The organism is Streptomyces sp. NPDC096193, assembly GCF_040302905.1.
GTDB lineage: Bacteria > Actinomycetota > Actinomycetes > Streptomycetales > Streptomycetaceae > Streptomyces.
The window spans coordinates 66669-92059 of record NZ_JBEOSJ010000007.1; the positions used below are offsets into that span (position 1 = coordinate 66669).

Below are 25391 nucleotides of genomic sequence, written 5' to 3' on the forward strand. Positions count from 1 at the left end.
GTCTTCTGAGACGACCGTGAAAGTAGCCGGGTTTCCTCGTGTGTCACAAGTCGATGCAGCGGAGATCACGTGAAAGTCACAGTCTTGACGGGTCGTCAGCTGCGTCCAGGTGTGAACTCAACGGGCAGGCTTCGCAATCCACGCATAATGAGACCCCCACGCCAGCGCAAATCGGCCGGATCGCCCGCAAGCCGCAAGTCCGGCATTCTTCGGAGCAGCGTGGCGATCGCGGTCTGGCCTTCCAGCCGGGCCAGCGGAGCGCCGAGGCAGTAGTGGATGCCGTGCCCGTAACCGAGGTGCTGGTTGTCCCGCCGGGAGAGGTCGAGCGCGTCGGGGTCCGTGAACCGCTCCGGGTCCCGGTCGGCGGCGGCGAGCACCACGAGCACCGGGTCCCCCGTCGCGATCTCCTGGCCGCCGATGACGAGGGACTCCGTGGCGAAGCGCCAGGTGGCGAGCTCCACGGGTCCGTCGTAGCGCAGGAGTTCCTCCACGCCCGTCTCCAGCAGCGCCGTCTCACCGGCGGCGAGGGACGCCTGGAGCCGCTCGCGCTGCTCCGGGTGGCGCAGCAGCGCGTACACACCGTTCCCGATGAGGTTCACCGTGGTCTCGAAACCGGCGAACAGCAGGATGAAGGCCATCGCGGCGGCCTCGTTCTCGGTGAGGTGCTCGCCGTGGTCACTCGCCCGGATCAGCCCGGAGATCAGGTCGTCGCCCGGATCCTCGCGCTTGCGGTGGATCAGCTCGGCGAGGTAGCCCCGCATCTTCTTCACCGACCGCGCGACACCTCCGCGCGGCCCGCCGCCGTGACGGATCATCATGCCCGCCCAGTCCCGGAAGTCGTCCTGGTCCTCCGGCGGGACGCCGAGCAGATCGCAGATCGCGTAAATCGGGAGCGGAAAGGCGAACTCGTGGATGAGGTCCGCCTCCCCCTTTTCCACGAAGCCGTCGATGAGCTGATCGGTCAACTGTTGAACACGCGGGGCGAATTCGGCGACGCGCCGCGGGGTGAACGCCTTGGAGACGAGCCGCCGCAACCGGGTGTGGTCGGGCGGGTCGATATTGAGCAGATGCGTCATCAGCTCGGCCTTGCGCTCACCGGGAATTCCCGTCTTCCCCTTCGCGTGCGCGGGCTCGTCGTGATGCGCGGGATTCTTCGACAGCCGCTGGTCGGCGAGCGCCTGCTTGGCGTCGGCGTACCGGGTCACGAGCCACGCCTCCACCCCGCTGGGCAGCCGGGTGCGGTGCACGGGCGCGTGCTCGCGGAGCCAGGCGTACGCGGGATAGGGGTCGGTGGCGAACTCCCACGTGAACAGCTCGGGCCGGTCGGTCACCGCTCGACGGCCTTGATCGCGTCCCGGTAGACGCGGGCGGCGGCACGCAGCGCGGCCTCCGGGTCGACCCCGGCCGCCTCGGCGCGGACGGCCTCGGCCAGCAGTTCGTAGCCGATTCCGTCGCCGGACGGGAGCGGCACGTCGAGCCCCGCCGTACGCACCCGGGACGCCAGCTTGGCTGCGAGCGCCAGGCCGGGCTGGCCGAGCGGTACGCCGTCGGTCACCGAGTCGCGTTGCTTCTCGATCGCCTTCGTGCGGAGCCAGTGCTCCTTCACGTCCTCCGGGGTCTCGGCCTTCTCGTCACCGAAGACATGCGGATGCCGGCGGATCAGCTTCTCGACGATGGTGCCGGCGACGTCGTCGATCGAGAACGGCTCGGCACCGTCCTCCTCGCGGCCCTCCTGCGCGATGCGCGCATGGAAGATCACCTGGAGCAGGACGTCCCCGAGCTCCTCGCGCAGTTCGTCCCGGTCCCCCTCCTCGATCGCCTCGACGAGTTCGTACGCCTCCTCGATCCCGTACTTCGCGAGACCGCGGTGGGTCTGCTGCGAGGACCACGGGCACTCGACACGGATGCGGTCCATGACCTGCACCAGATCGAGCAGCCGCGCGCCCGGGAGGTCGTACGAGCCGGGCAGCAGCTCCAAGTCCGGCATCTGCACCCGGCCCGAGCCGGCGAGCCGGGCGAGCCCGTCGGTCAGCGCCTGGTCACCCTCACCGGCCGGCACGACCACGACGGTGGCGCCGCCCTCGCAGGCGGCGAGGAGTTCCTCGGCGCTCGGCGCGGCGATCTCCACGGCGACGCCGGCCTCGCGGAGGTAGGGCAGCTGCGGGTGCGAGGCATCGGCGCACAGCACCCGGTCGGCCGCCTGCAACGTCTGCCAGGCGGGCCAGGACAGCAGTCCGGGGGCGACGCGATGGCTGGCGGTGAGCAGGACGATGCGGCCGGGAGAAGGGGTGTGTGTGGTCACCCCTCGAACCTACCTCCCGCTACGCGCCCGTCTCGACGGGCTCCTGCGCCTTGGTGACCTGGGCGATCCAGGGCGCCTTGTAGTCGCCGAGCTCGAGCTTCTTGTTGTCCCAGACGCCGAAGCGCGGGTTGACGTCGATGTCGAGCTGGGTGGCGGCGGCGGTGAAGGCGTCGTTCAGCTTCTGCTGGCCCTCGGGGGTGTTGGTGGCGCCCAGTGAGGTGGCGAGCTTGCTGACGAGGAGGTCACGGCGGACGACGTCGTCGAGCTGGCTCGGAGCGACACCGCGCTGCTGCAGATACAAGGCGGCGAGCTGCTCCTCCCCACCGGACTGCTGCACGAGGGCGGCCCGCCCGTCCTGGATCTCCTTGCGGCTGACACGCACCCCGGCGTCCCCGGCGGCACGCTCGACGACCTGCTCGACGATGAGGTCGTAGAGCTTGGCCCGGCTGAGCTGTCCGCTCTCCTTGATGAGCTGGGCGGACTGCGGGGAGCTCTGCTGCGCGGTGCGGACGTCCTTCACCTTCGCCTGGACGGTGGACACGTCGATCCGCTCCCCACCGACGACGGCGGCGGCGCCGGGGTGAGCCTCGTTCCCGCAGCCGGCCAGAAGCGGCGCGGCGACGAGAAGCGCGGCGGAGACGGTGATCGCGGTACGACGACGGCGGTGCAAGGGAGCCTCCCGGCGTGATTGTGCGGCGGTGCACAAAGTCCTGCGGTGATCGATGGTAGGCAGTCCAGGGGGTCTGGGCCACTGATTCACCAAACGATTCGGCTGCGGATCGGGGTGCGCGATGTGCTCGGATCACGGGAGGGCGTGCCCCTCGGTCGGGGGCCGGGCTCGGAAGGGCTCGAATGCGGGGAAGTCGTCCGGGAAGATCGGGTGCCCCACGTTCCGGAAAGCACGTCCAGCAGCACCCTGGTGGACGACCGGTACGGAACGGCGAACGCGACCTGTCCCGCTTCCACGATGAGCGTGGCCACGCCTCGGGCTCACCGACCGGAATCCAGAACAGCCAGTCGGCGTTGGTGGTCCCACCCCACTGGACGAGGTCCTCGGGACGGACCCGAAGACGTCCACCTGCACGTCGAGGCGAGATCAGTCCTCGTCCGGGTTCCACCCGTGACCCACCATGCGCGCGCGCAGCGCCTCGACCCGAGCCCGCCGCAGGCGATTTCCGGCGGTGCTCAGGGCCTCCACGGCCATCCACGTGGCCTCGGCCTCGTGAATCCGCAGGAAGGCTCCCGCTGTGATCCCCACGTTCTCCTCTGACATGCCTTCCGAAAGCACGATCAGGAGTGGTGCGACGTCGGCTTGGTCCAGCCCGTCCGGAAACGCCTCCTCCAGCAGCGCGACCACCCGCAGCAGATGGGACTCCATCTGATCGCACCTCCGTCTTCTCATTGAGATCCGCTGACCGCGAAGACCCGTGCACCGGGAGTACAGCGAGGTTGCACGGAGCGGACACATCCCGCGCACGGGTCAGCTTCGTACGCACACATGTCCTGGCCCGAGGAGCCTGCAGAAGGTCTCCGCAAGGTGGGCGCCCGACTCTCGGCAGCCGCATCGCAGAGCCAACCGGTCGTGACGCTCCCGTTCGAGCAGGGACGCCCGCACCGGTTGCCGCAACCGACATACCTCCAGCTCGGTCCACAGCCTTGGCCCGCACCAGGGCACCCTCTTGGGCACCGGCAAAGAGAAGACCGATCTCCCAGTCCCTGCCCGGATGCCGCACGGCGCAGGGCGGTCACCAGGCCGCCCGCGTGGGGGCCACATGACTTCGAGCCCGCTCTCCCTACAGTGCGGAGCCACGAGATGCGGTCCTTCCCCGCAAGCCTCGTGCTGGCAGCGGTCATGTGCCCGGCCGAAGGCGACAACACCGTGCAGCCATCCTCACCAGTCGGCTCGTAGAAACCGGGTACCTGACGAGCGCCGGCACCGGTTTATGACCGTTGCACTCCCGGACAGGTCGCGGAGCACACCACAGCCGTCGAGGAGGAAGCACGCGATCATTCTGCGCCAAGGGGGCTCGAGTCAGCGTGCAGACCATGAATATGCACGCGAGATGGAGTGCCGCTATATGAACCGAAAGAAGCCGGTTAAACTCGTCATGAAGACGAGGTGCGCATCTCCACTATCTTCTCGGCCTCGGCATCTCTTCCGGCAAGCCGCCCGCCGAGCCGAATTTCGTCGTCAGTCATCGACGGCGCCAGCGAGAAGACTTCATGAATGCCGTCGAAGCTCGGCAGGTCGAGCATTCTCAGAAACCACTTCACCGCTTGCACGTTGTCGGAATCGACGCCGAGCCCGTCTCGGTACCGACAACCCACCGCGAACATCGCGTCGATGTGACCGGCCTCAGCCGCAACCTCGTACCATCGCAGCGCCCCTCCTTCATCGCCGACCGCCTCGAGTTCGTCTCCGAGCCTCGTCGCCGCCTCTTCGATTCCCGCCCGAGCTGCCGCCTCCAAAAGAGGTGCGACATCAGTCAGATCTGCAGGTTCGGAACGTTCGTCCAGAAGGAGAACAGCGAGATTGTACTGAGCGATGATATCCCCGTCGGACGCGGCAAAGCGGAACAATTCCTCCGCAGCATCAACGTCTTTCTCGACGCCCACACCTTCGATGAGGAGGTACCCCAGACTGCGACGCGCTTCATTGTCTCCCGCCTCAGCCGCTTTACGGAACCAGAACGACGCCCGGGCAGGATCCTCGTCCCAGGCCAGAAATACACCACCGAGTACGGTCTGACTGGCCGTGTCTCCGCTGCCCGCCCGCGCTTCCAGCTCGGGCCTGATGGCCGTCAGTCGCTCCCTCGCCGTGGCATCACCGGCCTGGGCGGCGCGAAGGTACCACTTCACGCCGTCGGCATCGTCCGAAAGTGAGGCAAGCTGGAGCATCGCCCTCACATCGCCAGCCTCTGCCTGCTCGAACAGTTCGTCGTGGCTACTCAATTGCGACCTCCCCAGCCAACCGCCTTGCTGCGCAAATGTAGCACAACCAAAACCTCCGAGCCGCCCCACATAGCGAGCACAAACGCGCTCAGATCACCTGCGAGTGTCAATTATCGAGATGTTCCATGTCGCCATTTCGCCAGAATTTTTTTATGCCGACAGGATCGGAAATCACGATGTCCACATCATTCTTGGCTGCATACCAGCTCGCGAATTCTTGGCATGGTCCGCACATCTCTCTGTCAACGTGAATGGGCGCACCCTTGTTGGCTACGATTGCCTGGACCTCGACGTGAGAGTCCTGATAGCGGCCCGGCACTCCGCCGTCGAGACCATGGGGGATTGCCGGCATTCCCATGTTGTTACGTTCACCGGACGCGCTCGCAGTGTGGGTCTTCTCGAACGACTTCGGCTTCTTCGTGCTCCAGCCCGAGAGATAGGCTTTTCCGTTCGAAAGGCCGCCAGTCTTCTTCTTCGAGTGCCTCGGAATTCCGGCCTGGCTGGGATCGCCGAGCTTGCAGTACTCGATGCCCTCGTTGTGAACGAGCACTGAAGCCGTGCCCGTGACCACGTAGTACGTGTGCGCCGTATCAACCGTCAGGTTGTAGACCGCCGCCTGCTGCGTCCACGCCTGGACCGCGTCCACCTGGACCCACGAGCCCGCGCCCGTCTGGAGCCACTGGCCCGGCTCGAGTTCGCCGGCCTTCAGCCACTTCTTCAGGGACGGGACCCAGAACGGGTGGCCCGCCGTGGCCGTGATCGTGTCCGTGGCTTCGCCCTTGTCGCCGTCCGTGTCGACGGTGAGCTTGACGAGCTTCTTGAGGCCCTTGCCCTTGATCGTGTCCGTGACCTCTTGCTTCGAGGTCTCCCCCGTCGTCGGGTCCGTCGCGAGAACCGACTCCCCGGGCTCGATCTTCTCGATCGGTTTGCGCGTGCCGTCGGCCATCACCACCTTCGTGCCCGCGGTGAAGCTGTTGCCCGCGGCCAGCGACGCGACGTCCGAGGCCGTGCTCGCGCACTCCACCGCCGTCTCGACCTTGTCGGCCGTCTCCTCGACGCGGTTCGCGGCCTTGCCGATGTCGTCCGCGTACTTCGCCGCCTTCGACATCATCCGGCCCGCCTTCGCCGCCCGGACCAGGCCCGCGCCCGCGCCGCCCAGGGCCAGGCCCGCCACTGTCGCGACCGCCCAGGCGCAGGCCTCCATGTCGCCCTTGGTCACGCAGTTCTTGATGTCGTTGAAGCCGGTGACCTCGCCAACCACGTTGCCGACGGTCTTCACGCCCTCCCAGACCGCGCCCCAGTCCACCGCGTTGGTGACCGTCTCCACCACATTGCCGACCTGCTCCACGACCGCGTCGCGGATCGCGTTCGTCACCTTCGCGACATCCGCGATCACGTCACGTGTCGCGCTGACCAGGATGGCCGGGAGGTTCGGGTCCGCCGTGACGATCGCCTTGGCGACCGCGAGCAGTGGCTTCGTCGCGGCGACGATCTCCGGGATCGGGTTGTGCTTGGCGACGTAGGACGCCGCCGCCTTGGCCTTCTGGGTGACGTAGACCTTGGCCTGGTACGCAGCTTGTCGGGCCTGTGCGGCCTTCTCTCTGGCCCATTGGGTGACGCCGGTCTTCTGGCCGACCCATTTCGCCGCCCTGACCACATGGTCGACGACCGTCTTGAGGCCCGACTTCCGGTAGGCCCAGCTCGCGGCGTTGCCGATGAAGTTGAGGGTGTTCCGCAGGGCCGCGCCCGGGTGGCGGACGGCGTAGACCACCGCGTTCTTGACCGCGCGGGCGCCCTTGTAGACGTAGCTCGCGCCCTGGGAGACCTTCTTGCCGATCCAGTTGCCGGCCTTCTTGCACCAGCCGCAGCTGGGCCAGTGGCCGTCCGGGTCCGTGTAGTCCATCGGTGAACCGGCGCCGTACGTGTACCGGTTGGCGAGGATCGACGCGCCCGAGGCGTAGGTGTAGGAGTCGCGCGAGTCGAAGGCACCCGTGCCCGGGTCGTACCACCGCGCGCCCATGTTCACCTGGTCGGTGTCGGGGTCGGTGTAGTCGCCCTGGTAACCCGCGTTGCCGGTGACGTCGCCGGTGCCCAGCATCTGGCCGAAGGGGTCGTACGCCGTCGACTGGGTGAGCGAGGCGGCCGAGCCGTTCGTCGGGGACATGTCGCCGACGACGTCGCCGTGCTTGTCGGTGATCGACAGCTGCGCCGGGCCGGTGCCCTCCGCGACGGAGAGCAGTTCGTCCGCCGCGCCGCGGCCGTAGGTGGAGGAGTTGTCCTTCACCGGGTCCGGGGCGAAGCCCGCGTAGCTGAAGTCCACGCCGTTGCGGGACGCCACCCGGTCCAGCGAGTCGTAGGTGTACTGCGTCTCCGACTCGCCCGCCTTGGTCATGCGGTCGAAGGCGTCGAAGGTGAAGTTCTCCGTCAGACCCGAGCTGGTACGGCTGGACAGCGTGCCGCGGGGGGTGTGGTCGTAGGTGTAGTCCCCGTCGGACAGCAGCCGGTTGCGCTCGTCGAACGTCGACGTCTTGGCGCCGTTCTTGACCCGGTTGCCGCTGTCGTCCCACTCGTATTGCGTCGTCCGACCGTCACCCGTCCAGGACGTGAGGCGGCCGGCGTCGTCGTAGTCGTAGGTGTTCTCGCCGGCCTTGGTCGTCCCGACCGTCGTCTTCGACGTCATGTGGTCGTCGGTGTCGTAGCCGTAGTCGGTCGAGGCGACCGTCCCGCCGCCGCTGTTCTTCACCGTGTCGGTGTCGAGCCGGCCCAGATCGTCGTAGGTGAACGAACGGGACTGGCCCGCAGCGTAGTTGACCTGCTTGACCGCACCCGCGTTGTCGTAGCCGTAGTTCTGCGCGACCCCCGTGAGCGGGTCCGTCGCCGTCTGCAGCTGCTGCTTGACGTAGCTGAAGCTCGCCGTGCCCGACGCGTCGGTGCGCGACACGAGCTGGCCGTCGTTGTTGTACTCGTACTCTGCCTTGCCGGACGGGCCGTCCGCCTTCAGCAGCGCGCCGCGGTCGTTGTACTCGTAGGTGTTGTCGCCCTTCGGCGACGACGCCGTGGTGAGCCGCCCGGCGGAGTCGTAGCGGAACGTCTTCTCCGGCGTCGCGACCTCGGCGCCCGAGCCGGTCTCGCGGACCAGCTCGCCGGCCTTGCCGTACTCGCGCTCGCGGACCACACCGCCCGGTGCCGTCAGCTTCACGGCCTGGCCGATCTTGTCGTACTCCGTCGTCCAGGTGCGGGCCTCCGGCGAGGGGTCGCGCGCCGTGGAGGGCTCGATCACCGACTCCGGCAGACCCAGGGTGTTGACCGTGTAGACCGTCTTGTTGCCGCGGCCGTCGGTGTAGCGCGTGCGGTTGCCCACCGCGTCGTAGCCGAAGGACGTGGTGATCGACTTGGTCGCCGAGACCGGTTCGGTCTGGCCGGTCAGCCGGTTCAGTGCGTCGTAGGCGAAGGTCGTCACCCGGTTCAGCGGGTCCGTCGACGAGGTCAGGTTGCCGGCTTCGTCGTAGCCGTAACGCACCTTGCGCAGCTGGCTGTTGGTCGCGTCGAGGTCCGCGTCCTCCATCAGCTGGCCGAGGCGGTCGTACAGCTTGGCCGAGGTGCGGCCGAGGCCGTCGGTCTCGCGCACGGTGCGGCCGGACATGTCGTAGCCGAGCTGGCTGACGACACCGGACGGGTCGACCATGCGGGTCAGCTGGCCGAGCGCGTCGTAGGTGTAGAGGCCGGTACCACCGCCGGGGGCGGTCTGCTTCACGACGTTGCCCGCGTCGTCGTACTCGTTGCGCGTGGTGAAGGCTCCGGGTACCGGCTTGCGCTCGATCCGGGTGCTGGTGACCGGCCGGTCGAGGTCGTCGTAGGTGGACTCGGCGCGCGCCCCGTTCGGGTCGGTGACCGTGAGCACCTGTCCGGTGCGTGTGTAGGTGTACTTCCACTGGGCGCGGTCGTCGCCCGTGCCGACCGGGACGTCCTTGACCGTCATCCGGTTCTGGCGGTCGTAGGTGAACTTGGTGACGCGGCCCAGCGGGTCGGTCGCCTCCACCACATTGCCCAGCGCGTCGTAGGTGTTGCTGGTGCTCGGCGTGACGGGTTCGGTCGAGCCCGGAGGCGTGTAGGACGGGGCGGTGCTGGTGACCGGTCGGCCGAGGGTGTCGTACGTGGTGCGGTTGGTGTTGCCGAGCGCGTCCACGGACTCGGTCACGGCGCCGAAGGTGTCGTAGCCGGTGTAGGTCGTGGGGCGCGAGGCGACGGGGGCGGAGCCGTTCGACTCGGTCTGCACCGTGGGCGCGGTGACCGAGAGGGGGCGGCCCAGCTCGTCGAAGGCGTAGTCCGTGCGGTTGCCCGCCGGGTCCGTCTTGGCCTTGATCAGACCGCGCTGGTCGTACTCGTACGAGGTGGTGCGGGAGTCGGAGCCGTTCTCGACGATCTCCTGCTCGGCGTTGCCCGCGTCGTCGTAGACGTAGCGGACCGTCTCGGCAGTGGCGCTGGTCGGCCACGGCACATTGGAGGCCTGGCCGCTGGTGGCCGTGGTCTCGACGTTGCCGGCCAGGTCGTAGGTGTAGGTGGTGCGCCGGGCGAGCCCGGTCGGGTCCGTGACCTCGGACTTCTGGCGGCCGACCGCGTCGTAGGTGTACTGGGTGACGAGCTTGCCGTTGTCACCGGTCTCGGTGAGGACGTTGCCCGCGCCGTCGTAGGTGTTGGACTCGATCAGGATGTCGCGCTTGGTGCCGTCCGGGTTGCGGAAGTCCTTGAGCGTGATCGACTGGATGAGGTCGTCGCCGTAGTACTGGTAGCTCAGCGTCCGGCCCATGGAGTCGGTGTGCCGGACGACGCGGCCGCCCATGTCGTACGCGTACGACTGGAGGACCGTGTAGCCGTCGTCACCGCCGTCGTCCTCCCAGTCGTGCAACCGCGACTCGGCCATCATGTTCCGCGCGGTGTACAGGTAGGAGAACTTGTTGCCGTTGGCGTCCACCATCGACGTCTTGTTGCCGAGCGCGTCGTAGGTGTACGTCGTCTCGTTGCCCGCGGCGTCGACCGCCTTCTCCGGGCGGCCGTGGTCGTCCATCTCGAACGTCATGACCCGGGTGGCGTCGCCTCCCAGCAGATCGCTGACCTCCGTGCGCACCACGTTGCCGTCGGCGTCGTAGTCGCTGACGGCCTTCTGCTGGTGCTTGCCGAGGGTGACCACATTCGTCGCCGCCGGGTCCGTGGTGGAGACGACGCGGGAGAGCTTGTCGTAGGTGTACGTCGTGGTGACACCCGCCGGCTGCGCGTCCGTGACGGCCGTCTCGGTGAGCTTGCGGCCGAGCGTGTCGTAGGTGAACTTGACGATCGCGCCGGACGGCTGGGTCACCTGCGCCAGATCACCGCTCGTGAAGTACTGGTAGCGGGTGACCTTGTTGCGCGGGTCGGTCGTCGTCAGCGGCAGTCCGGTGGGGGTGTTGCCGCCGCCCACGGCCTGCTCGGCGCCGGTGGTGTAGGTGTGCCTGACGGTGCCGTTGTCGGGCGCGGTCTGGAGGGTGAGCGAACCGGCGGTGTTGTACTGGTACTGCGTACGGAAGCGGTTGTCCGTCGGCCCCGACGAGCGTCCGTCGCGCGTCTCGGTCGGCTGGTCGCCCCTCAGGTCGAAGTCGCCGGACGCGACCGGATACGTGGTGTACGCCGTCTGGCAGTCGTCCTTGCCGCGGCAGGTGGTGCGGCTGGTGACATTGCCGCGGTCGTCGTAGCCGAGGGTGACCTTGTCGCCGTTCTCGCTGACGATCCCGGTCTGGTAGCCGTTGTCGTCGTACTCGAACAGCCGGATCGCGACACCGTCGACCGGGTGCCGGATGAAGTCGGGCTCGCTGCCGCCGTCGCCGGGCGGATTGGTGCAGAAGGCCGGGTCGCCCGGGTCGGGCTGGGTGCAGATCTGCTCGGGCGGATCGGTGCCGGACGGGGTCGGCGACGGGGTGGCGGGCTCGCGCGCGCCGAGCGCCATCGGCTCGCCCAGTCGCAGCATGCGTGCCGTCATGCCGTCGTACTCGTAGAAGTACGGGGCATCCAGCGGGTCGCGGACCTCGACCGTGCGGCGCAGATCCTTGTCGTTGCCGAAGACCGCGGGGGTGCCGATCTTCCAGGTGCCGCCGTTGCGGTCGGTGTACTCCTCGACACGGTCGCGGGAGGTGTCGTACTGCACCTCGGAAGCGACGCGGCCGGACGGCAGGGTCGTCTTCGTCAGCACGGCCGACGCGCGGTTGCCCTCGCGGTAGTGGCCGGTGACGGCCGCGGTGCCGAGGGGGTGGTGGTAGACGGCGACGTCGTCGACGGTGCCGGCGAAGGACTTGGCGCCCGTGGTGCCCCAGCCCGGCCAGGAGGCGGGCGTGGTCGCGTTGGCGGCGCCGATCTGGTTGTACGTCAGATTACCCTGGACCAGCTGCTTTCCAGTGATCGTTCCGGACAACTTGCCGTCCAGGTACAGGGTCTGCGTGGAACCGGACGCGGACAGCACGGCATGGTGCCACTTGCCGTCGTTGACGTTCTTGGTGATGTCGGTGATCGGGGCGACGGTGCCGGTCGAGAACTGGCCGCGCAGTTTGCCGTCCGTGCCGACGTACAGCATCGGGACACCGGTGGTCGGCGTGGTGCCCCATGCTTTGTTCTGGTAGCCGACCAGCGGTCCGCCGACGCCGCCCGCGAAGGTCTTGAACCACACCTCGACCGCCGCGTCACGGCTCTTCTTCAGCGTGCCGGTGGGCAGGTCGACGCGTGAGGTCGAGCCGTTGAAGCCGGCCGCGGTGCCCGGATCGCCGGTGATGGCGCCGGCCGCTCCCAGGGTGACGTTGGTGTAGGTGCCGCGGTCCTTGCCGAGGTTGGCCTCGATGGTGCTGTTCGCCGCCGCGCCCTCCGCCTCACCGAGCCGCCAGTACGACTGGGGGCGGGAGTCGAGGACGGTGGTGCCATAGTGGCTGCCGGTGCCGTGGGTGTACTGGGTGCAGCCGCCCTCCGGGTCGCAGACCTTGTCCAGCAAATCGCCGGTGTAGGTGTACGTCCAGCTCAGCGGAGCTCCGTTGACGGCGTTCGTCGACACCTTGGTGACGTGCGCGCCGGTCCAGGTGAAGGTCAGCGAGCGGCCGCTGCGGGCGTGCAGCGCGGTCGACAGCTTGCCGCTGGAGTAGGTGTAGGTGACGACGTTGGAGGACTTGTCCGTGATCCTCGTCAGCAGGCCGCTCGAGCTGAAGTCGTAGGTCGTGCCGGACTTGTCCTGAAGCTTGTAGGTGCTGGTCGTCGCGTCGTACGTCAGCTTGGCGAAGCGTCCCGGCGGCGGCGCGAACGTGCCGTCGGCGTTCTTGCCGAAGCGCACGTCCTGGCCGTCCGGGTAACGGATGACGACATTGCCGGTGCCGTCGTCGTCCGCCGTGAGGCGCATGTCGTACCGGGTGGACCAGCCGGCACCGAAGGCGAGGTCACGGCGCGGGTCGAGGCTGTTGTACGTCCGCACCAGCGTCAGCTCGGGGCCCACGTTGGTGATCGACGCGTCGATGGCCGCGCTGGTGAAGTTGCCGACGTTCGGGTCGAACTCCTTGCCCTGCGCCTCCGAGAGGCGGGAGGTGATCTCGGGCTGCGGGACGGCCGCGACCATGGCGATCTGCGCGGTCGGCACCTCGTTGGAGGCGTCCTTCACAAAGCCGCGCCACAGATAGGTCTTGCCCCACTTCAGCCGGCCGGCCGGGACCGGGTAGGCGGAGGCGGTCTGATAGGCGGAGGTCGTGCAGCCGGTGGGCTTGCCGTCCTTGTCCGACTCACAGATCTCGTACTTGTACTGGAGGGCCGAGCCGGCCGGTGCGTCGATGTCGACACCGGCGGCCCAGAGCTGCGGGGTGAGTGTCTGCGCCTGGTAGCCGTTGGGCGGGAACTGCTCCTTGACCACCGGAGCGATGTCGAAGACCTGGAGCGTCAGCCGGCCCGGCGGCACCTGCTCGTCGGTGAAGACCTTGCCGCCCTGGCGCACCATCGTGAAGTCGAGCATGTACGTGCCCGGCGGCAGCGCCTTGATCGTCGCGTCGACCGTCGCCTTCGCCCCGTAGGCGAGGTTGCCGGGGAGGCTGCCCGCACGCTGCTGGGTGACCAGCTTGCCCTGGGAGTTGTAGGCCCGGTACGCGAGGTAGTACGTGCCCGGCGTCCAGGTCTCCGCGCCCTTGTTGGTGACCGCGACCTTGACCTTGCCGGCCTGGTTCTGCAGCACGGGCGGGTCGGGGACGGGCTTGGGGAAGGCGTAGGTGGCGCTGTACGGCGAGTGCGTCACGAACAGCTTCGGCGGGTTGGCCGTGGAGTGACCGGTGAACTTCTTGAAAGCGAGCGAGTCGGAGGCCGAAGCACGCAGGGACAGGCCGTGGTTGGGCTGCGTGCCGTCCACCCAGCGCTGCACCAGGTCGCGGCCGCCCTTGCCGAGGTCGTACAGCTCACCGGCGGCCGGGCACGCGGACTGGGACTGGCCGAAGCCGATGTGGCCGTACGCGAACGACTTCGAGGCGAGCGAACCGCCGACCGACGGGCCCGGGTAGGAGGTGCCCGTCCCGGCCGTCCACGACTCGGTCACCGGATGCACCGAGACCGAGCGCGGCTTGCAGGAGGCCGAGTCGAAGTTCACGACCTGGAGCTGCGCACCGAAGATGCGGTGGCGCCGCAGCTCCTCGTCGAGGCCTGGGAAGCCGAGGAAGGAGTACGTGGCACCGTTCGGGCCCTTGCCGACCTGGAGTTCGCTGGAACCGACGACCGAGGCGCCGCCGTTCCTGACGTACATCGAGGTGGAGGCCGCGGTGGTGTCGACGGAGGGGTCGATACGGACCGGGAAGGCGCGGTCCGGGTCGGCGAGCCAGCCGGCGTCGGCGGTCACCTTCAGGGCCTGGCCGCCGCCCTGCTCGATCAGTTCGTAGCGGACGGCGTGCGAGACGGCGCCCTTGGCGTCCTCCATGAAGCCGGCCGGGATGACGGCCTTGGTGCGGCCCTCGGTGTCCGCCAGCACAATCGTTTCGCCGACGGCGCGGGCGGTGAGACCGGTGAGCGTGAGCGGGAAGACGAAGCCGGTGGGGGCGTCGGCGGAGCGCAGGACGAGGGTCTCCTTGACCCCGCCCGCCTGCGAGTCCAGCCACAGATCGGTGCCGGGCAGGACGCTCTCGTACGCGACGCGGCTGCCCTCGGCGCTGCCCTTGGCCGGGGCCGCTCCGCTCAGTCCGTAGCCGAAGTACTCGCCCGAGGGGAAGGTGACGGCGGCGAGCTGCTGGGCGTCCGCGCGCTCGGAGATACGCAGGGCGACGGAGTCGGCGGCATTGGCCCAGCCACCGCTCTGCTCGACCAGGTCGGCATCGATCGGCCGCCAAGTGCCGCTCGCGTCCCGGTAGTTGATGGGCGTGGTGGACAGCTCGCTGGTCTGCGTGCCGTCCTGGTTGGCGTAGGTGCGGCTGCGGGCGTCGCGCTCGGAGGCGATCTCCCGGCTGGTCTTCCGGTCGAAGCCCTTGACCTTCGGCGCGGGCGGCGCGACGACCTCCGCGGTGTTGCGCCCGGCTGCGGGCCGTGCCGACGCCGGATTCGTCAGCGGGTACTTGGACCGCAACGACTCGGGTGCCTCGGTGTTACCGGGCCCGCCCGCCTCGTGACTGCGCCCCTCGGCACTCCCCCAGCGCTGCCCGGGGCCCTTGGCGGCGGCGGGCGTCTCCGGGAAGAGGGGGAATCCGACGCCGGCGACGGCGAGCGAACTGATGGCGATCACCAGGGCGACGGCGACGCCGATGACCTTCGCGACATTGCTGCCGCGCAGCCTGGTCATCAGCAAAGTGCGCGCGTGTCTCCGGTACACCGGCGGTCCCCCCACAGGACAGAAGTCAATGAGCAGTCAGATCCTCACTGTTTTGTGATGACCATGTCGACTGGTTGTGTAGACCATTCACCTGGGCGTTATCTTGTCGTGACCATGAGGCCCGTGATCGCCCGTAATCTTCCGGGTTACCTCGGGGGTTTTGTGATGGCACCTCAAAAACAGTCCACACACCACTGTTTGACGGATCGACAGTTGGGATTCAGATGACGTTCACCTCCAGACGCAAGCGGAGATCCTTCGCCGCGGCGACCACGGCGGCCGCGGCCGCCCTCCCTCTGCTCATCGCGATACCGGGTACGGCGCACGCGGACGAAGCGGCGACCTGCGCACCCAACGGCAAGACGTACGTGGTCAACTCGGTGGGCTCGTTGCTCCAGTACACGATGGCGACGCCGCTGACCGGTTCCACGTTCTCGGGCTACAGTCAGGTCGGCGCGGGCTGGGGGGCCTACGGCAAGGTGCTCGCGGGACCGAAGGGCGAGTTCTACGCCTTCAAGTCGGACGGCACGTACTACGCGCACCGCACGGACAGCGGCACCTGGGACATCAACCCCAAGAGGATCAGCACCGCGCTCGGCTGGCTGGGGAACGCCGCCGACCGGGAGCAGGCCACCGTCGACCGTGACGGATGGCTGTGGGTGGCCGACAACCTCGGCCAGTTGTACGCGTACCGGTACGACCCGACGATCGGGACGAGCGGCGGCCTGAAGTCGCTCAAGATCCTGGACAAGGGCTGGAACCGCTACAACCTGATCACCGCGGGCGACAAGGGCGTCCTGTACGGGCGCGCCGCGGACGGCCGGCTCTACCGGTCCCGTTACGACGTCACCAGCCAGCGCTGGATCGAGCGCCATGTCCTCGTCGGCTCCGCGGCCTGGGGGAACTTCAAGACCATCACGGCGGGCGGCGGCGACACCCTGGTCACCGTCCGGACCAGCGGTGAAGCGCTGTACTACCGCTACGACGAGAACACCCGCACCTGGCCTGTTGTAGCCAAACAGGTAGCGGCCGGCGGATGGCAGAACTTCCCCAACGTCACCTCCCGGCCGGACAACTGCGGCCTGGTCGCCCAGCACACGCCGGCCGCACCGTCGGTGCCCATCGAGGACTTCAGCCGTGCCTCGGCCCTCCAGTCGTCGGCCGGGACGGTGGAGTTCGCGTACGCGCGCCACGACGGAACCGTCCGGCACGGCCGGATGGCGAACCCCAACAAGATCGACGAAGTGCAGTGGAGCAGCATCTCGGAGATCTCGGAGGCCTTCACGGGGGAACCCTCGCTCGCCGAGCAGTCCGACGGCCGGGTCACCGTCACCGCGCACAGCATCATCGGCGGCGTATGGATGCTCAACCAGACCGCCAGGTCCAGCCCGGAATGGGCGAACTGGAGCGACCAGGCAGGCGCGATGGCGCAGCACGCCGTCACGGCGAAGACGCCCGCGGGGCTCCTCGTCCAGTTCGCCGTCGATGCCGGCGGCAAGCCCTGGTACCGCATCCAGACCGCGGTCAACGCCGACTTCATGGGCTGGATGCCGCTGGCCGGCCCGAAGCTCACCGGCTTGACCCCCAAGTTCGTTCGGGACGGCATCCGGCTCTTCGGCAGAAACACCGACGGCACCCTGTCCACGGCTCTGTTCCAGGACGACGGAACCCTGTCGGACTGGACGTCGCTCGGCGACCAGACGGTCACGGGCCCACCGGCCGTGATCGCCTACCCCGGCTCCGGTATACGCGTCATCGCGACAGGCCCCGAGGGCAACGTCGTCACCACGGCCCAGTCCCCCGAGGGGGGAGCGTTCGGCGCGTGGGCCGAGGTCGACACGGTCGCAGCGGCAGGCCCGCCCAGCGCCGTGCTCTCCCCCGCGGGCACCATCCAGATTCTGGTCCGCGGTACCGACGGTCGCATCCACCACAGCGGCGAGACCGCACTGAAGTCCGGCCTCTGGCACTCCTGGAAGCCTGTCGGGTCGGAGATCTCGGCGACCGATCCGACGGCTTTCACGTACCTCGACAACTCCGGGCCGAAGTGGGCGCACTTCTTGCGCACCGCCGACGAGAGGGTCCACATCGGCACGATCGAGCCGCCCGCCGACGTCACTGCCCGCTCGCTGCCCGTCCCTCCTGTGAAGTGAGAAGTTGATGAGACGCGTCTCCACGTACCGTCCGCGCCGTCGCACAGCGATCGTCACCGCGGCCGCCGCCCTCCCCCTGCTCGTCGCGATACCCGGCAGCGCCCATGCCGCCGATGCGGCAGCCTGCACCGCCAATGGCTCGACCTACGCGGTGAACAGCACGGGCTCCTTGCTCCAGTACAAGCTGAAGTCGCCCCTCGACGGCGTCGGCGGCTATCTCAATCCCGCCACCATCGGCTCCAGCTGGCACAACTACCCCCTTGTGCTCTCCGGCCCGGGCGGGAAGTTCTACCTGTTGAGAGCGGACGGAACCTACTACGGTCGGCGCGACGCGAGTGGTGCCTGGCCGGTCAGTGTCCGGAAGATCACCAGCGCGTTCGGCTGGCTCGCGGACGCGGCGGACCGCAACCAGGTGACCATCGACCGTGCGGGCCGGATGTGGGTGCTGCTGGAGAACGGCGATCTCCACGCGTACCAGTACGACGGCTCGGGCGGGGCCTGGAACCCGGCCGGTACGACCTACGTCCACGATCAGGGCTGGAACCGCTACAACCTGATCACCGCTGCGGACGACGGCGTCATCTACGGCCGGTCGGCCACGGACGGGAAGCTCTACCGCTCTCGTTACGACGGCGCGAGCCAGCGCTGGATCGAGCGCCATGTGCTTGTCAGCTCCAGTGACTGGCGCCAGTTCAAGAGCCTGACCTCGAACGGCGGCGACACCCTGCTGGCCGTCAAGACGACCGGTGAGGCCCTGTACTACCGATTCGACGAGAACACCCGGACCTGGCCGGTGAGCCGTGCGCAGGTGGGCAGTTCCGGTTGGCAGAACCTCCTTAGTGTGTCGGCCGCGCCCGACAACTGCCGGATCCTGGCGAACCACACGCCCCCCGCACCGGCGCTCGCCCAGGAGTCCTACAGCCGGGGGTCGGTGATGCAGTCGTCCGCCGGTTCGCTGGAGTTCGCGTACACCGACAACATCGGCCGGCTGGTGCACGGCCGGATGGCCGACGCGTCGGACACCAGCAGCGTGCAGTGGACCACCGTCTCGGGCAATGAGGCCTTCACAGGGACCCCCTCGCTCGCCGAACAGGCCGACGGCCGGATCGTTGTCACCGGACACAACATCTCGGGGGCCACCTCGCAGCTCAACCAGGTCGCCAAGTCCAGTGCCGACTGGGCGCCCTGGATCAATCTGGCCGGCGCCATGACGCAGCACGCGGTGACCGCGAAGACGCCGTCGGGGCTGCTCGCGCAGTTCGCCGCCGACGCGGGCGGCAGGCCCTGGTACCGCGTCCAGACCGCGGTCAACGGCGATCTGAAGGGCTGGATGCCGCTGGCCGGCTCCGGCTTCGCCGGGTCCTTCACCACGGTGACCGTGCGCGACGGGATCCAGCTCTTCGGCCGGAACGCGTCGGGTGTGCTGAGCACGGCCCTGTTCAGGGCGGACGGCACGCTCACCGCCTGGAGCCCGCTCGGCACCCGGGCCGTCACCGGCACCCCGGCCGCGGTCGTCTACCCCGGCTACCGCATCCGCCTCTTCGCCACCGACGTCGACGGCAAGGTCGTCACCGCCGGGCAGCCCACCGAGGGCGGTGCGTACGGCGAGTGGAGCCAGGTCGGCGACCTCACGGTCAAGGGCTCGCCGAGTGCGGTGATCTCTCCGCTGACGGGCCTCACCGAGATCGTCGCGCGTGGAGCGGACGACAACTTCATCCACAACACGGGTGAGACCACGCAGGCTTCCGGGGTCTGGCGCACCTGGAAGCAGGAGAGCTTCGAGGCGTCCGCGACCGAGCCGACCGCGCTGACCTACACGAACAGCAACGGGCCTGCCTGGGCGTACTCCTTCCGCACGTCCGACAACCAGACGCGCCTGTACGCCGCACAGCAGACGTCGGCGTTCAGCGCGCGCTCGCTGCCCACGCCTCCGGCCGGCTGACAGCGGCCCGGAGTCATCCGGGAGACAGGCCCGCGATACGGGGGCGGCGCCCTCGACGGCACCGCTGCGGGGGCGGCGCTTGCGCCGCCCCCGTACGCGCCGCCACTGGGCTCAGCCCCGCACCCGCTCCGGCTCCCGCTCCCGCCCCGCCGGCTCCGGACGCAGCATGATCGTCCGGGAGACCACGAAGGTGATCGGAATGGCCGCCGCCGCCGAGATCAGCGGTGCGTAGCGGGTGGCGAAGTGCAGCACGTCCACCAGGACGTACACGCCCGTCGTCGTGACCACGAAGTTCGCCGCGTTGGTGAGCGGGAAGAGCAGGAACTTCCGCCAGGTCGGGCGGGTCCGGTAGGTGAAGTGCGAGGTCAGGAAGAACGACCCGATCATGCTCAGCAGGAAAGCGATCACATGCGCCGCGACATACGGCAGCCAGGTCAGCAGGATCAGGTACAGGCCGTAGTACGTCCCGGTGTTCACCGCTCCCACCAGGGCGAATCTGACCATCTGGCCCCGGACCGTCATCGTCTTACGAGCTCCCCCGTGTGTGCGGGCCGGTCTCCCTCCTGCTCACGCGGGAGGCCGGCGTTGGTGGCCTTCACCAGGTAGTGCGGCCGCCGTTTCACCTCGTAGTAGATACGGCCGACGTACTCGCCGACCACCCCCAGCATCAGCATCTGGACGCCGGCGAGTGCGGTGACCACCACCAGCAGGGTGACATATCCCGGAGTGTCCACGCCGTTCACCATGGCGACACCGACGATCCAGGCGGAATACGCCATGGCGACGGTGAGCAGGACCAGACCGAGATAGACGGCGGCCCGCAGCGGCTTGTTGTTGAAGGAGAGAAGTCCGTCGAGACCGTAGTTGAGCAGTTTTCCGAAGCTCCATTTGGAGCGCCCCTGCTCACGCAGCGCATTCTCGTACTCGAAGGTCGTCGTGCGGAAACCCACCCACGCGAACAGGCCTTTGGAGAAGCGGTTGTACTCGGTGAGTTCGAGAACGGCGTCGACGGTACGGCGCGACAGCAGCCGGAAGTCACCCACGCCGTCGACCAGCTCCACGTCGACCAGCCGGTTGATCAGCCAGTAGTAGGCGCGCGCGGTGATGGTCCTGGTGACCCGGTCGCCGGTGCGCGTACGGCGCGCGATGACCTGGTCGAAACCCTCCTCGTGCAGCGTCAGCATGCGCCTGACCAGCTCCGGAGGGTGCTGGAGGTCGGCGTCCATGATGACCACCGCGTCGCCTTCGGCGTGCTGGAGGCCGGCGAGCATCGCGGCCTCCTTGCCGAAGTTGCGGCTGAAGGAGACATAGCGGGTACGAGGGTCGGCCTCGGCGATCTCCTCGAGGAGAGGGAGCGTCCGGTCCTGACTTCCGTCATCGACGTAGACCAGCTCGAATTCCTGCCCCAGCAGGGAAAGTTCGGCGGTCACATGGTCGTGGAAGCGGCCGATGATCTCCTCTTCGTTGAAGCACGGGACAACTATCGAGATCAGCACGGAAGAACAACATCCCACCCGAATGTCGTCGGTGGATTCGCCACATGACGACTGGGCGACCACTGCGTGAACTGGGCTGCCCGCAGGGTGTTTTCACGATCGGCGCTGGCATATTCGAGACATCATGTCGACTTTGGAATCCGTGCGCGGCCGCGCCGCCGCCCTCGCCGCGCTGATCACCGTGGGTGCCGTGTGCACCGGTGACGCCGTCGCCCGCAGCTTCCCGTTCGGGTCCCGTACCCGCAGCGTGAACGACCTCGGCAACCAGTTCGTCCCGTTCCACGCGCATCTGTGGGATCTGCTGCACGGCCGTGCCGACGGCGGCGTCCTGCTCAACTGGCAGTCCGGGTACGGCACCAGCTTCCTGCCCGACCTCGGGACCTATCTGACCAGCCCCTTCTCGGTGCTGGTCGGGCTGTTCCCGCGGGACGAGATCGATCTGGCCGTCTATGTGGTCACGCTGCTGAAGATGGCCACGGCGGCCGCGGCCATGGCCTGGCTGCTGTTCGCGCTGCACAAGGGCGGGCGCTGGTGGATGGCGGCGGTGCTGGGCGCCTCGTACGCCCTGTGCGGCTGGTCGGTCGTCGAGGCCTCGTACAACCCGATGTGGATGGACGGGCTCGTCGCCTTCCCGCTGCTGTGCCTGGTCGGTGAGTGGGCGCGCACGGCGCGGCGGCCGGTCCTCGGGCCCCTCGTCGTCACCGTCGCCTGGGTCGCCAACTTCTACACCGCCTACATGGCGACCATCGGGGCCGCACTGGTGCTGGCGGTCCGGCTGTTGCTGTCGGACACGGACGCGCGCGAGCGGATACGGGCGCTGCTGCGGGCCGTGTGGTCCGTGCTCCTCGGGATCGCGCTGGCCACGCCCGTCCTGATCCCGGTCTTCCTCGGCTCGAAGCACGCCTACCCGGGGTGGACGAAGGAGTTCGCGCCCGCCGGCTGGGGCGATGTGTTCGCCCGTACGCTGCCGGCGACGTACAGCTTCTTCACGCCCGCGGTCTTCCTCGGCAGCGGCGCGCTGCTGCTCGCCTGCGCGCTCGCCTTCAACAGCGCGGTCCCCCGCCGCGAGCGGTGGCTGTGGTCGGGGCTCGCGGCGGCGACGCTGGTGTCCCTCCAGTGGGCGCCGACGCATCTGGTGTGGCACGTCTTCGCGACGCCCAACGGCAGCCCCTACCGGCAGACGTTCGTCTTCGCCGGAATCCTGGTGATCGCCGCCTGGATCTGCCTCTCGTACGAGTGGCCAGGGCGGCGGGCGCTGCTCGGCGGCGGGGCCGTGGTCGCGCTGGTCGCGCTCGGGGCGTCCACCAGCGAGTTGGTCACCGCCTGGACCTTCCCGCTGTTCGCGGCCGGGATCGCCGCGGTGCTCGGCGGTCTGCTGCTGGCCCGGCGCGGGAAGTACGTCGTGGTGGCCGCCCTGTTGCTGTGCGGCGCACTGGTCGGGCAGGCGGCCGCGACCACCGCGTACGCCGACCGTCAGCGGCTCGGCAGGCTGGACGACCATCCGGCCTGGGGCGAGCAGCACAGCGAGCGGGCGGCCGCCGTGGCCGGGGCGGACGGCTGGCCCGCGTACCGCACCGACGTGGGCCGTGACCAGGTCACCGGCAACGATCCCATCCTGATGGGCGGTCAGGGCGGCTCGTACTACAGCAGCCACACGCCCGACGTGTTCACGCGCACGCTGGCCGCGCTCGGCGCCGGCTGGACGTCCAACGGACGCAGCGTGCAGTCCCTCGACAACCCGGTCACCGACGCGATCTTCTCGGTCGGCGCCCGGGTGCGCACCCTCCCCGGGCAGCGCCCCCGGGCGATCCGGGCGGAGCGGACTCCGCCGCTGGTGACCGTCCGGGGAGCCGAGCCGCAGGGCCGGTACGGGTGGAACCCCTTCCGCAACCAGGAGCTCCTGCTCGGCTCCCCGGTCTACGGCGACCCGGTGGACGGTGCCTGCCCGGTGGGCAGCGAGGTCTTCCTGTGGGCGCCCGATTACACCGGCAAGGCCCGGCTCGGCAGCGCGCCGTGGGTGACGCTGCGCGGCGGACAGCCCAAGCGGCGTGCCGCGCTCACCTCGCTGGGCGTGGTGAACTCCCCCGGCGTCCAGGTGAGTTACAGCCAGGGAACGCCGCGTACGACGCTGGGCTGTCTGGACCGGGCGAAGCTCGACGCCGCGGTGGCGGAACTGACCTCGACCGGAGCGGTGTCGATGCGGGTCACACAGAGCGGCGTACACGCCGAGCTGCCGCCCGGCACCCGCGGGACGGCCGTGCTCGCCGCACCCCGGATCGCGGGGTGGAGTTGCAACGGCAGGCCGGCGGGCTCCTACCTCGGGCTCGTCGCCGTACCGCTGGAGGAGGGCTCGACGACGGTCGACTGCTCGTTCCGGCCTCCGGGACTGAAGGCGGGGGCCCTCACCGGAGCGGCCGGACTGCTGGCGCTCATCGCGCTGGGCGTGCTGCCGAGGTTCCGTACGCGGATGCGCAGTCGCGCCTCCAAAACCGCCACGGTCACAACGGGCACGGACACCGGCACCGGCATCCACCCCGGCACCGATGTCGTCAACACACCACACCAGGAGTCGTACTGACTGTTCATCAGTCTTTGATCTTCCGGCGGATCTTGTTCACGTGAAGGCCACCGCAGGGTTCACCTGGCGACGCCTAACGTCCAGACCATGACTAGGACTTCACCCCGTGCACACATAAGACGCACCGCTCTCACCGCCGCTCTCGCGGTCGCCGTACCCCTGCTCGTGACGCTTCCCGCCGGCAGCGCCCAGGCGGCCGCCGCCCCGGTCACCTGCAACGGCATCGGTCCCACGTACATGCTCGACTCGGCGGGCAAGCTGATCCGCTCGGACATGCCCTCCCCGCTGACGGGTTCGGCCCTGCCGGCCGGTGGCGTCATCGACACCACCTGGACCGGTTACGGGAACATGCTCGCCGGTCCCGGCGCGTCCTTCTACGGCGTCAAGTCGGACGGCCTTTACTACTCCCACCGCGTCACCGCCACCACCACGTGGGACGTGCACCACCGGAAGATCAGCACCGGCTTCGCGGAGTTCGACAACGCCGGGCGCAAGGACGACATCACCCTCGACCGCGGCGGCTACATCTGGACCCTGGCCGGCGACAACCTGCGCTGGCACCGGTACGACGCCGCCGCCGAGGCGTTCGTGACCGGCAGCGGAAGAATCGTCGCCTCGGACTGGGGCCGTTACGACGCGATCTATGCCACCGACAAGGGTGTGATCTACGGCCGCGGGGCCACCGACCACAAGCTCTACCGTTCCCGTTACGACGTCACCAGCCAGCGCTGGATCGAGCGCCACGTCCTGGAGTCCGCGGCCGACTGGAGCGACTCCAAGACCATCACCTCCTACGGCGGCGACACCATCTTCCGGGTCAAGGGCAGCGGAGCGGTCGCGTACTACCGCTTCGACGAGGGCCTCGGGGACTTCCCGGTCTACAACAAGCAGGTCGAGGCCAGTGGCTGGGCGGGGTACACCGCGGTGTCCGGCGCGCCCGACGGCTGCCGGATCGATGTGAACCACACCCCCGCCTCGCCGTCCATCGCGCTGGAGAACTACAGCCGCGCCTCGGTGACGCAGTTGTCGGCCGGTTCGCTGGAGTTCGCGTACACCGACAACATCGGGCACCTGGTGCACGGCCGGGCGACGGACGCGTCCGACCTCAACGGCGTCCAGTGGACGACGATCTCCGGCAACGAGGCCTTCTCCGGACAGCCCTCGCTCGCCGAGCACACCGACGGGCGCGTGGTCGTCTCCGCGCACAACATCTCCGGCAGCGTCTGGCAGCGCAACCAGGCAGCCAAGTCCAGTGCCGACTGGGGCGGCTGGATCAACCTGGCCGGTGCGATGGCGCAGCACGTCGTGACCGGGAAGACCCCCACCGGGCTGCTCGTGCAGTTCGCCGTGGCCGCCGACGGCAAGCCCTGGTACCGCATCCAGCAGCGCGCGAACGTGGACTTCATGGGCTGGACGCCGCTCGCCGGCTCCGGCTTCACCGGCCCCTTCACCGCTGTGACCGTGCGCGACGGCATCCAGCTCTTCGGCACGAACTCCTCCGGCGTCCTGAGCACCGCGCTGTTCAAGGAGGCCGGAACCCTGTCCTCCTGGTCCGCTCTCGGCGCCCAGGGCATCTCCGGCACCCCGACCGTGGTGGTGTACCCCGGCTACCGCCTGCGCGTCTTCGCGACGGACGGTCTCGGCAAGGTCATGACCGCGGCACAGTCGGCCGAAGGCGGCGCCTACGGCCAGTGGAGCGCGCTCGGTGACGCCGCACAGGACGGCACCACCCCGGTCACCCTCACCGCCGACGGTTCCCCGAGCGCGGTGATCTCCCCGCTGACCGGTCTCACCGAGGTCGTCGTCCGCGGCAGCGACGGCACCATGTACAGCACCGGTGAGACCACCCAGGGCTCCGGCGCCTGGCGCACCTGGCAGAAGGTCTCCTCCGAGACGTCCGCCACGGAACCGACCGCGTTCACCTACACCAACTCCGCGGGTCCGGCCTGGGCATACTCCTTCCGCACGCCCGACAACCAGACCCGCGTGTACCAGGTCCAGGTGACATCGCCGCTCGCCGCGATGCGCACCGCGGACAAGGCACCGGACTTCGCCGGGCGCGCGCTGCCCCGCCCGTAGTCCCCGCACACCGCACGCCGCCGCCCGGTCCGGCCAGGACCGGGCGGCGGCGGCGTCTCA

Annotated in this window: 12 protein-coding genes; 4 read left to right on the forward strand and 8 right to left on the reverse strand. The window is 68.8% G+C overall.

Annotation, left to right across the window (positions count from 1 at the left end; genetic code table 11):
- Nucleotides 1-95: 95 nt before the first annotated feature.
- The 6 genes from ABTX78_RS13300 to ABTX78_RS13325 all read right to left on the reverse strand — a co-directional run bounded on the left by ABTX78_RS13300 (nt 96) and on the right by ABTX78_RS13325 (nt 15056).
- A complete protein-coding gene (locus ABTX78_RS13300) occupies nt 96-1331 on the reverse strand; it encodes a cytochrome P450 family protein (RefSeq protein ID WP_352206907.1) in 1236 nt (411 codons plus the stop codon).
- Nucleotides 1328-2302: a nucleoside triphosphate pyrophosphohydrolase gene (locus tag ABTX78_RS13305; protein ID WP_352206908.1), complete on the reverse strand. Its 975-nt coding sequence runs from the start codon at nt 2300-2302 to the stop codon at nt 1328-1330. Before ABTX78_RS13305 ends, ABTX78_RS13300 begins: the two co-directional genes overlap by 4 nt.
- A 19-nt stretch (nt 2303-2321) precedes the next feature.
- Nucleotides 2322-2972, reverse strand: coding sequence for a SurA N-terminal domain-containing protein (locus ABTX78_RS13310; protein ID WP_352206909.1), 651 nt, complete (start codon nt 2970-2972; stop codon nt 2322-2324).
- A gap of 426 nt (nt 2973-3398) precedes the next feature.
- Nucleotides 3399-3680, reverse strand: coding sequence for a hypothetical protein (locus ABTX78_RS13315; protein ID WP_352206910.1), 282 nt, complete (start codon nt 3678-3680; stop codon nt 3399-3401).
- A gap of 728 nt (nt 3681-4408) precedes the next feature.
- The gene (locus ABTX78_RS13320; RefSeq protein WP_352206911.1) at nt 4409-5254 is read right to left on the reverse strand and encodes a tetratricopeptide repeat protein; all 846 of its coding nucleotides are present in this window, start codon (nt 5252-5254) and stop codon (nt 4409-4411) included.
- Between the two features lie 106 nt (nt 5255-5360).
- The gene (locus ABTX78_RS13325) at nt 5361-15056 is read right to left on the reverse strand and encodes a polymorphic toxin-type HINT domain-containing protein (protein WP_352206912.1); all 9696 of its coding nucleotides are present in this window, start codon (nt 15054-15056) and stop codon (nt 5361-5363) included.
- A 254-nt stretch (nt 15057-15310) separates the two neighbouring features.
- Between ABTX78_RS13325 and ABTX78_RS13330 the strand changes: the two genes are divergently transcribed.
- Nucleotides 15311-17236 (forward strand): tachylectin-related carbohydrate-binding protein, encoded by a 1926-nt coding sequence (locus tag ABTX78_RS13330; RefSeq protein WP_352206913.1) that lies wholly within the window; start codon nt 15311-15313, stop codon nt 17234-17236.
- Nucleotides 17237-17243: 7 nt separating this feature from the next.
- Nucleotides 17244-19178 (forward strand): tachylectin-related carbohydrate-binding protein, encoded by a 1935-nt coding sequence (locus ABTX78_RS13335; RefSeq protein ID WP_352206914.1) that lies wholly within the window; start codon nt 17244-17246, stop codon nt 19176-19178.
- A 111-nt stretch (nt 19179-19289) separates the two neighbouring features.
- On the opposite strand, the gene ABTX78_RS13340 is transcribed toward ABTX78_RS13335, so the two are convergent.
- Complete coding sequence (locus ABTX78_RS13340; RefSeq protein ID WP_352206915.1) at nt 19290-19700, reverse strand: GtrA family protein; 411 nt, start codon at nt 19698-19700, stop codon at nt 19290-19292.
- Nucleotides 19697-20674 (reverse strand): glycosyltransferase family 2 protein, encoded by a 978-nt coding sequence (locus tag ABTX78_RS13345; protein WP_352206916.1) that lies wholly within the window; start codon nt 20672-20674, stop codon nt 19697-19699. Before ABTX78_RS13345 ends, ABTX78_RS13340 begins: the two co-directional genes overlap by 4 nt.
- A 124-nt stretch (nt 20675-20798) precedes the next feature.
- Here ABTX78_RS13345 and ABTX78_RS13350 point away from each other — a divergent pair, with 124 nt between their 5' ends.
- Both ABTX78_RS13350 and ABTX78_RS13355 read left to right on the forward strand, forming a co-directional pair.
- The gene (locus ABTX78_RS13350) at nt 20799-23252 is read left to right on the forward strand and encodes a YfhO family protein (protein ID WP_352206917.1); all 2454 of its coding nucleotides are present in this window, start codon (nt 20799-20801) and stop codon (nt 23250-23252) included.
- 87 nt (nt 23253-23339) lie between these two features.
- Entirely contained in the window at nt 23340-25331 is a 1992-nt protein-coding gene (locus ABTX78_RS13355; RefSeq protein ID WP_352206918.1) for a DUF8189 domain-containing protein, read from the forward strand.
- Nucleotides 25332-25391: the final 60 nt, after the last annotated feature.

What these genes read in the sequence shown, in the direction of transcription:
- ABTX78_RS13315 (WP_352206910.1), bottom strand. Translation starts at nt 3,680, where the DNA reads ATGGAGTCCCATCTGCTGCGGGTGGTCGCGCTGCTGGAGGAGGCGTTT.
- ABTX78_RS13325 (WP_352206912.1), bottom strand. Translation starts at nt 15,056, where the DNA reads ATGACCAGGCTGCGCGGCAGCAATGTCGCGAAGGTCATCGGCGTCGCC.
- ABTX78_RS13330 (WP_352206913.1), top strand. Translation starts at nt 15,311, where the DNA reads ATGACGTTCACCTCCAGACGCAAGCGGAGATCCTTCGCCGCGGCGACC.
- ABTX78_RS13335 (WP_352206914.1), top strand. Translation starts at nt 17,244, where the DNA reads ATGAGACGCGTCTCCACGTACCGTCCGCGCCGTCGCACAGCGATCGTC.
- ABTX78_RS13340 (WP_352206915.1), bottom strand. Translation starts at nt 19,700, where the DNA reads ATGACGGTCCGGGGCCAGATGGTCAGATTCGCCCTGGTGGGAGCGGTG.
- ABTX78_RS13350 (WP_352206917.1), top strand. Translation starts at nt 20,799, where the DNA reads ATGTCGACTTTGGAATCCGTGCGCGGCCGCGCCGCCGCCCTCGCCGCG.
- ABTX78_RS13355 (WP_352206918.1), top strand. Translation starts at nt 23,340, where the DNA reads ATGACTAGGACTTCACCCCGTGCACACATAAGACGCACCGCTCTCACC.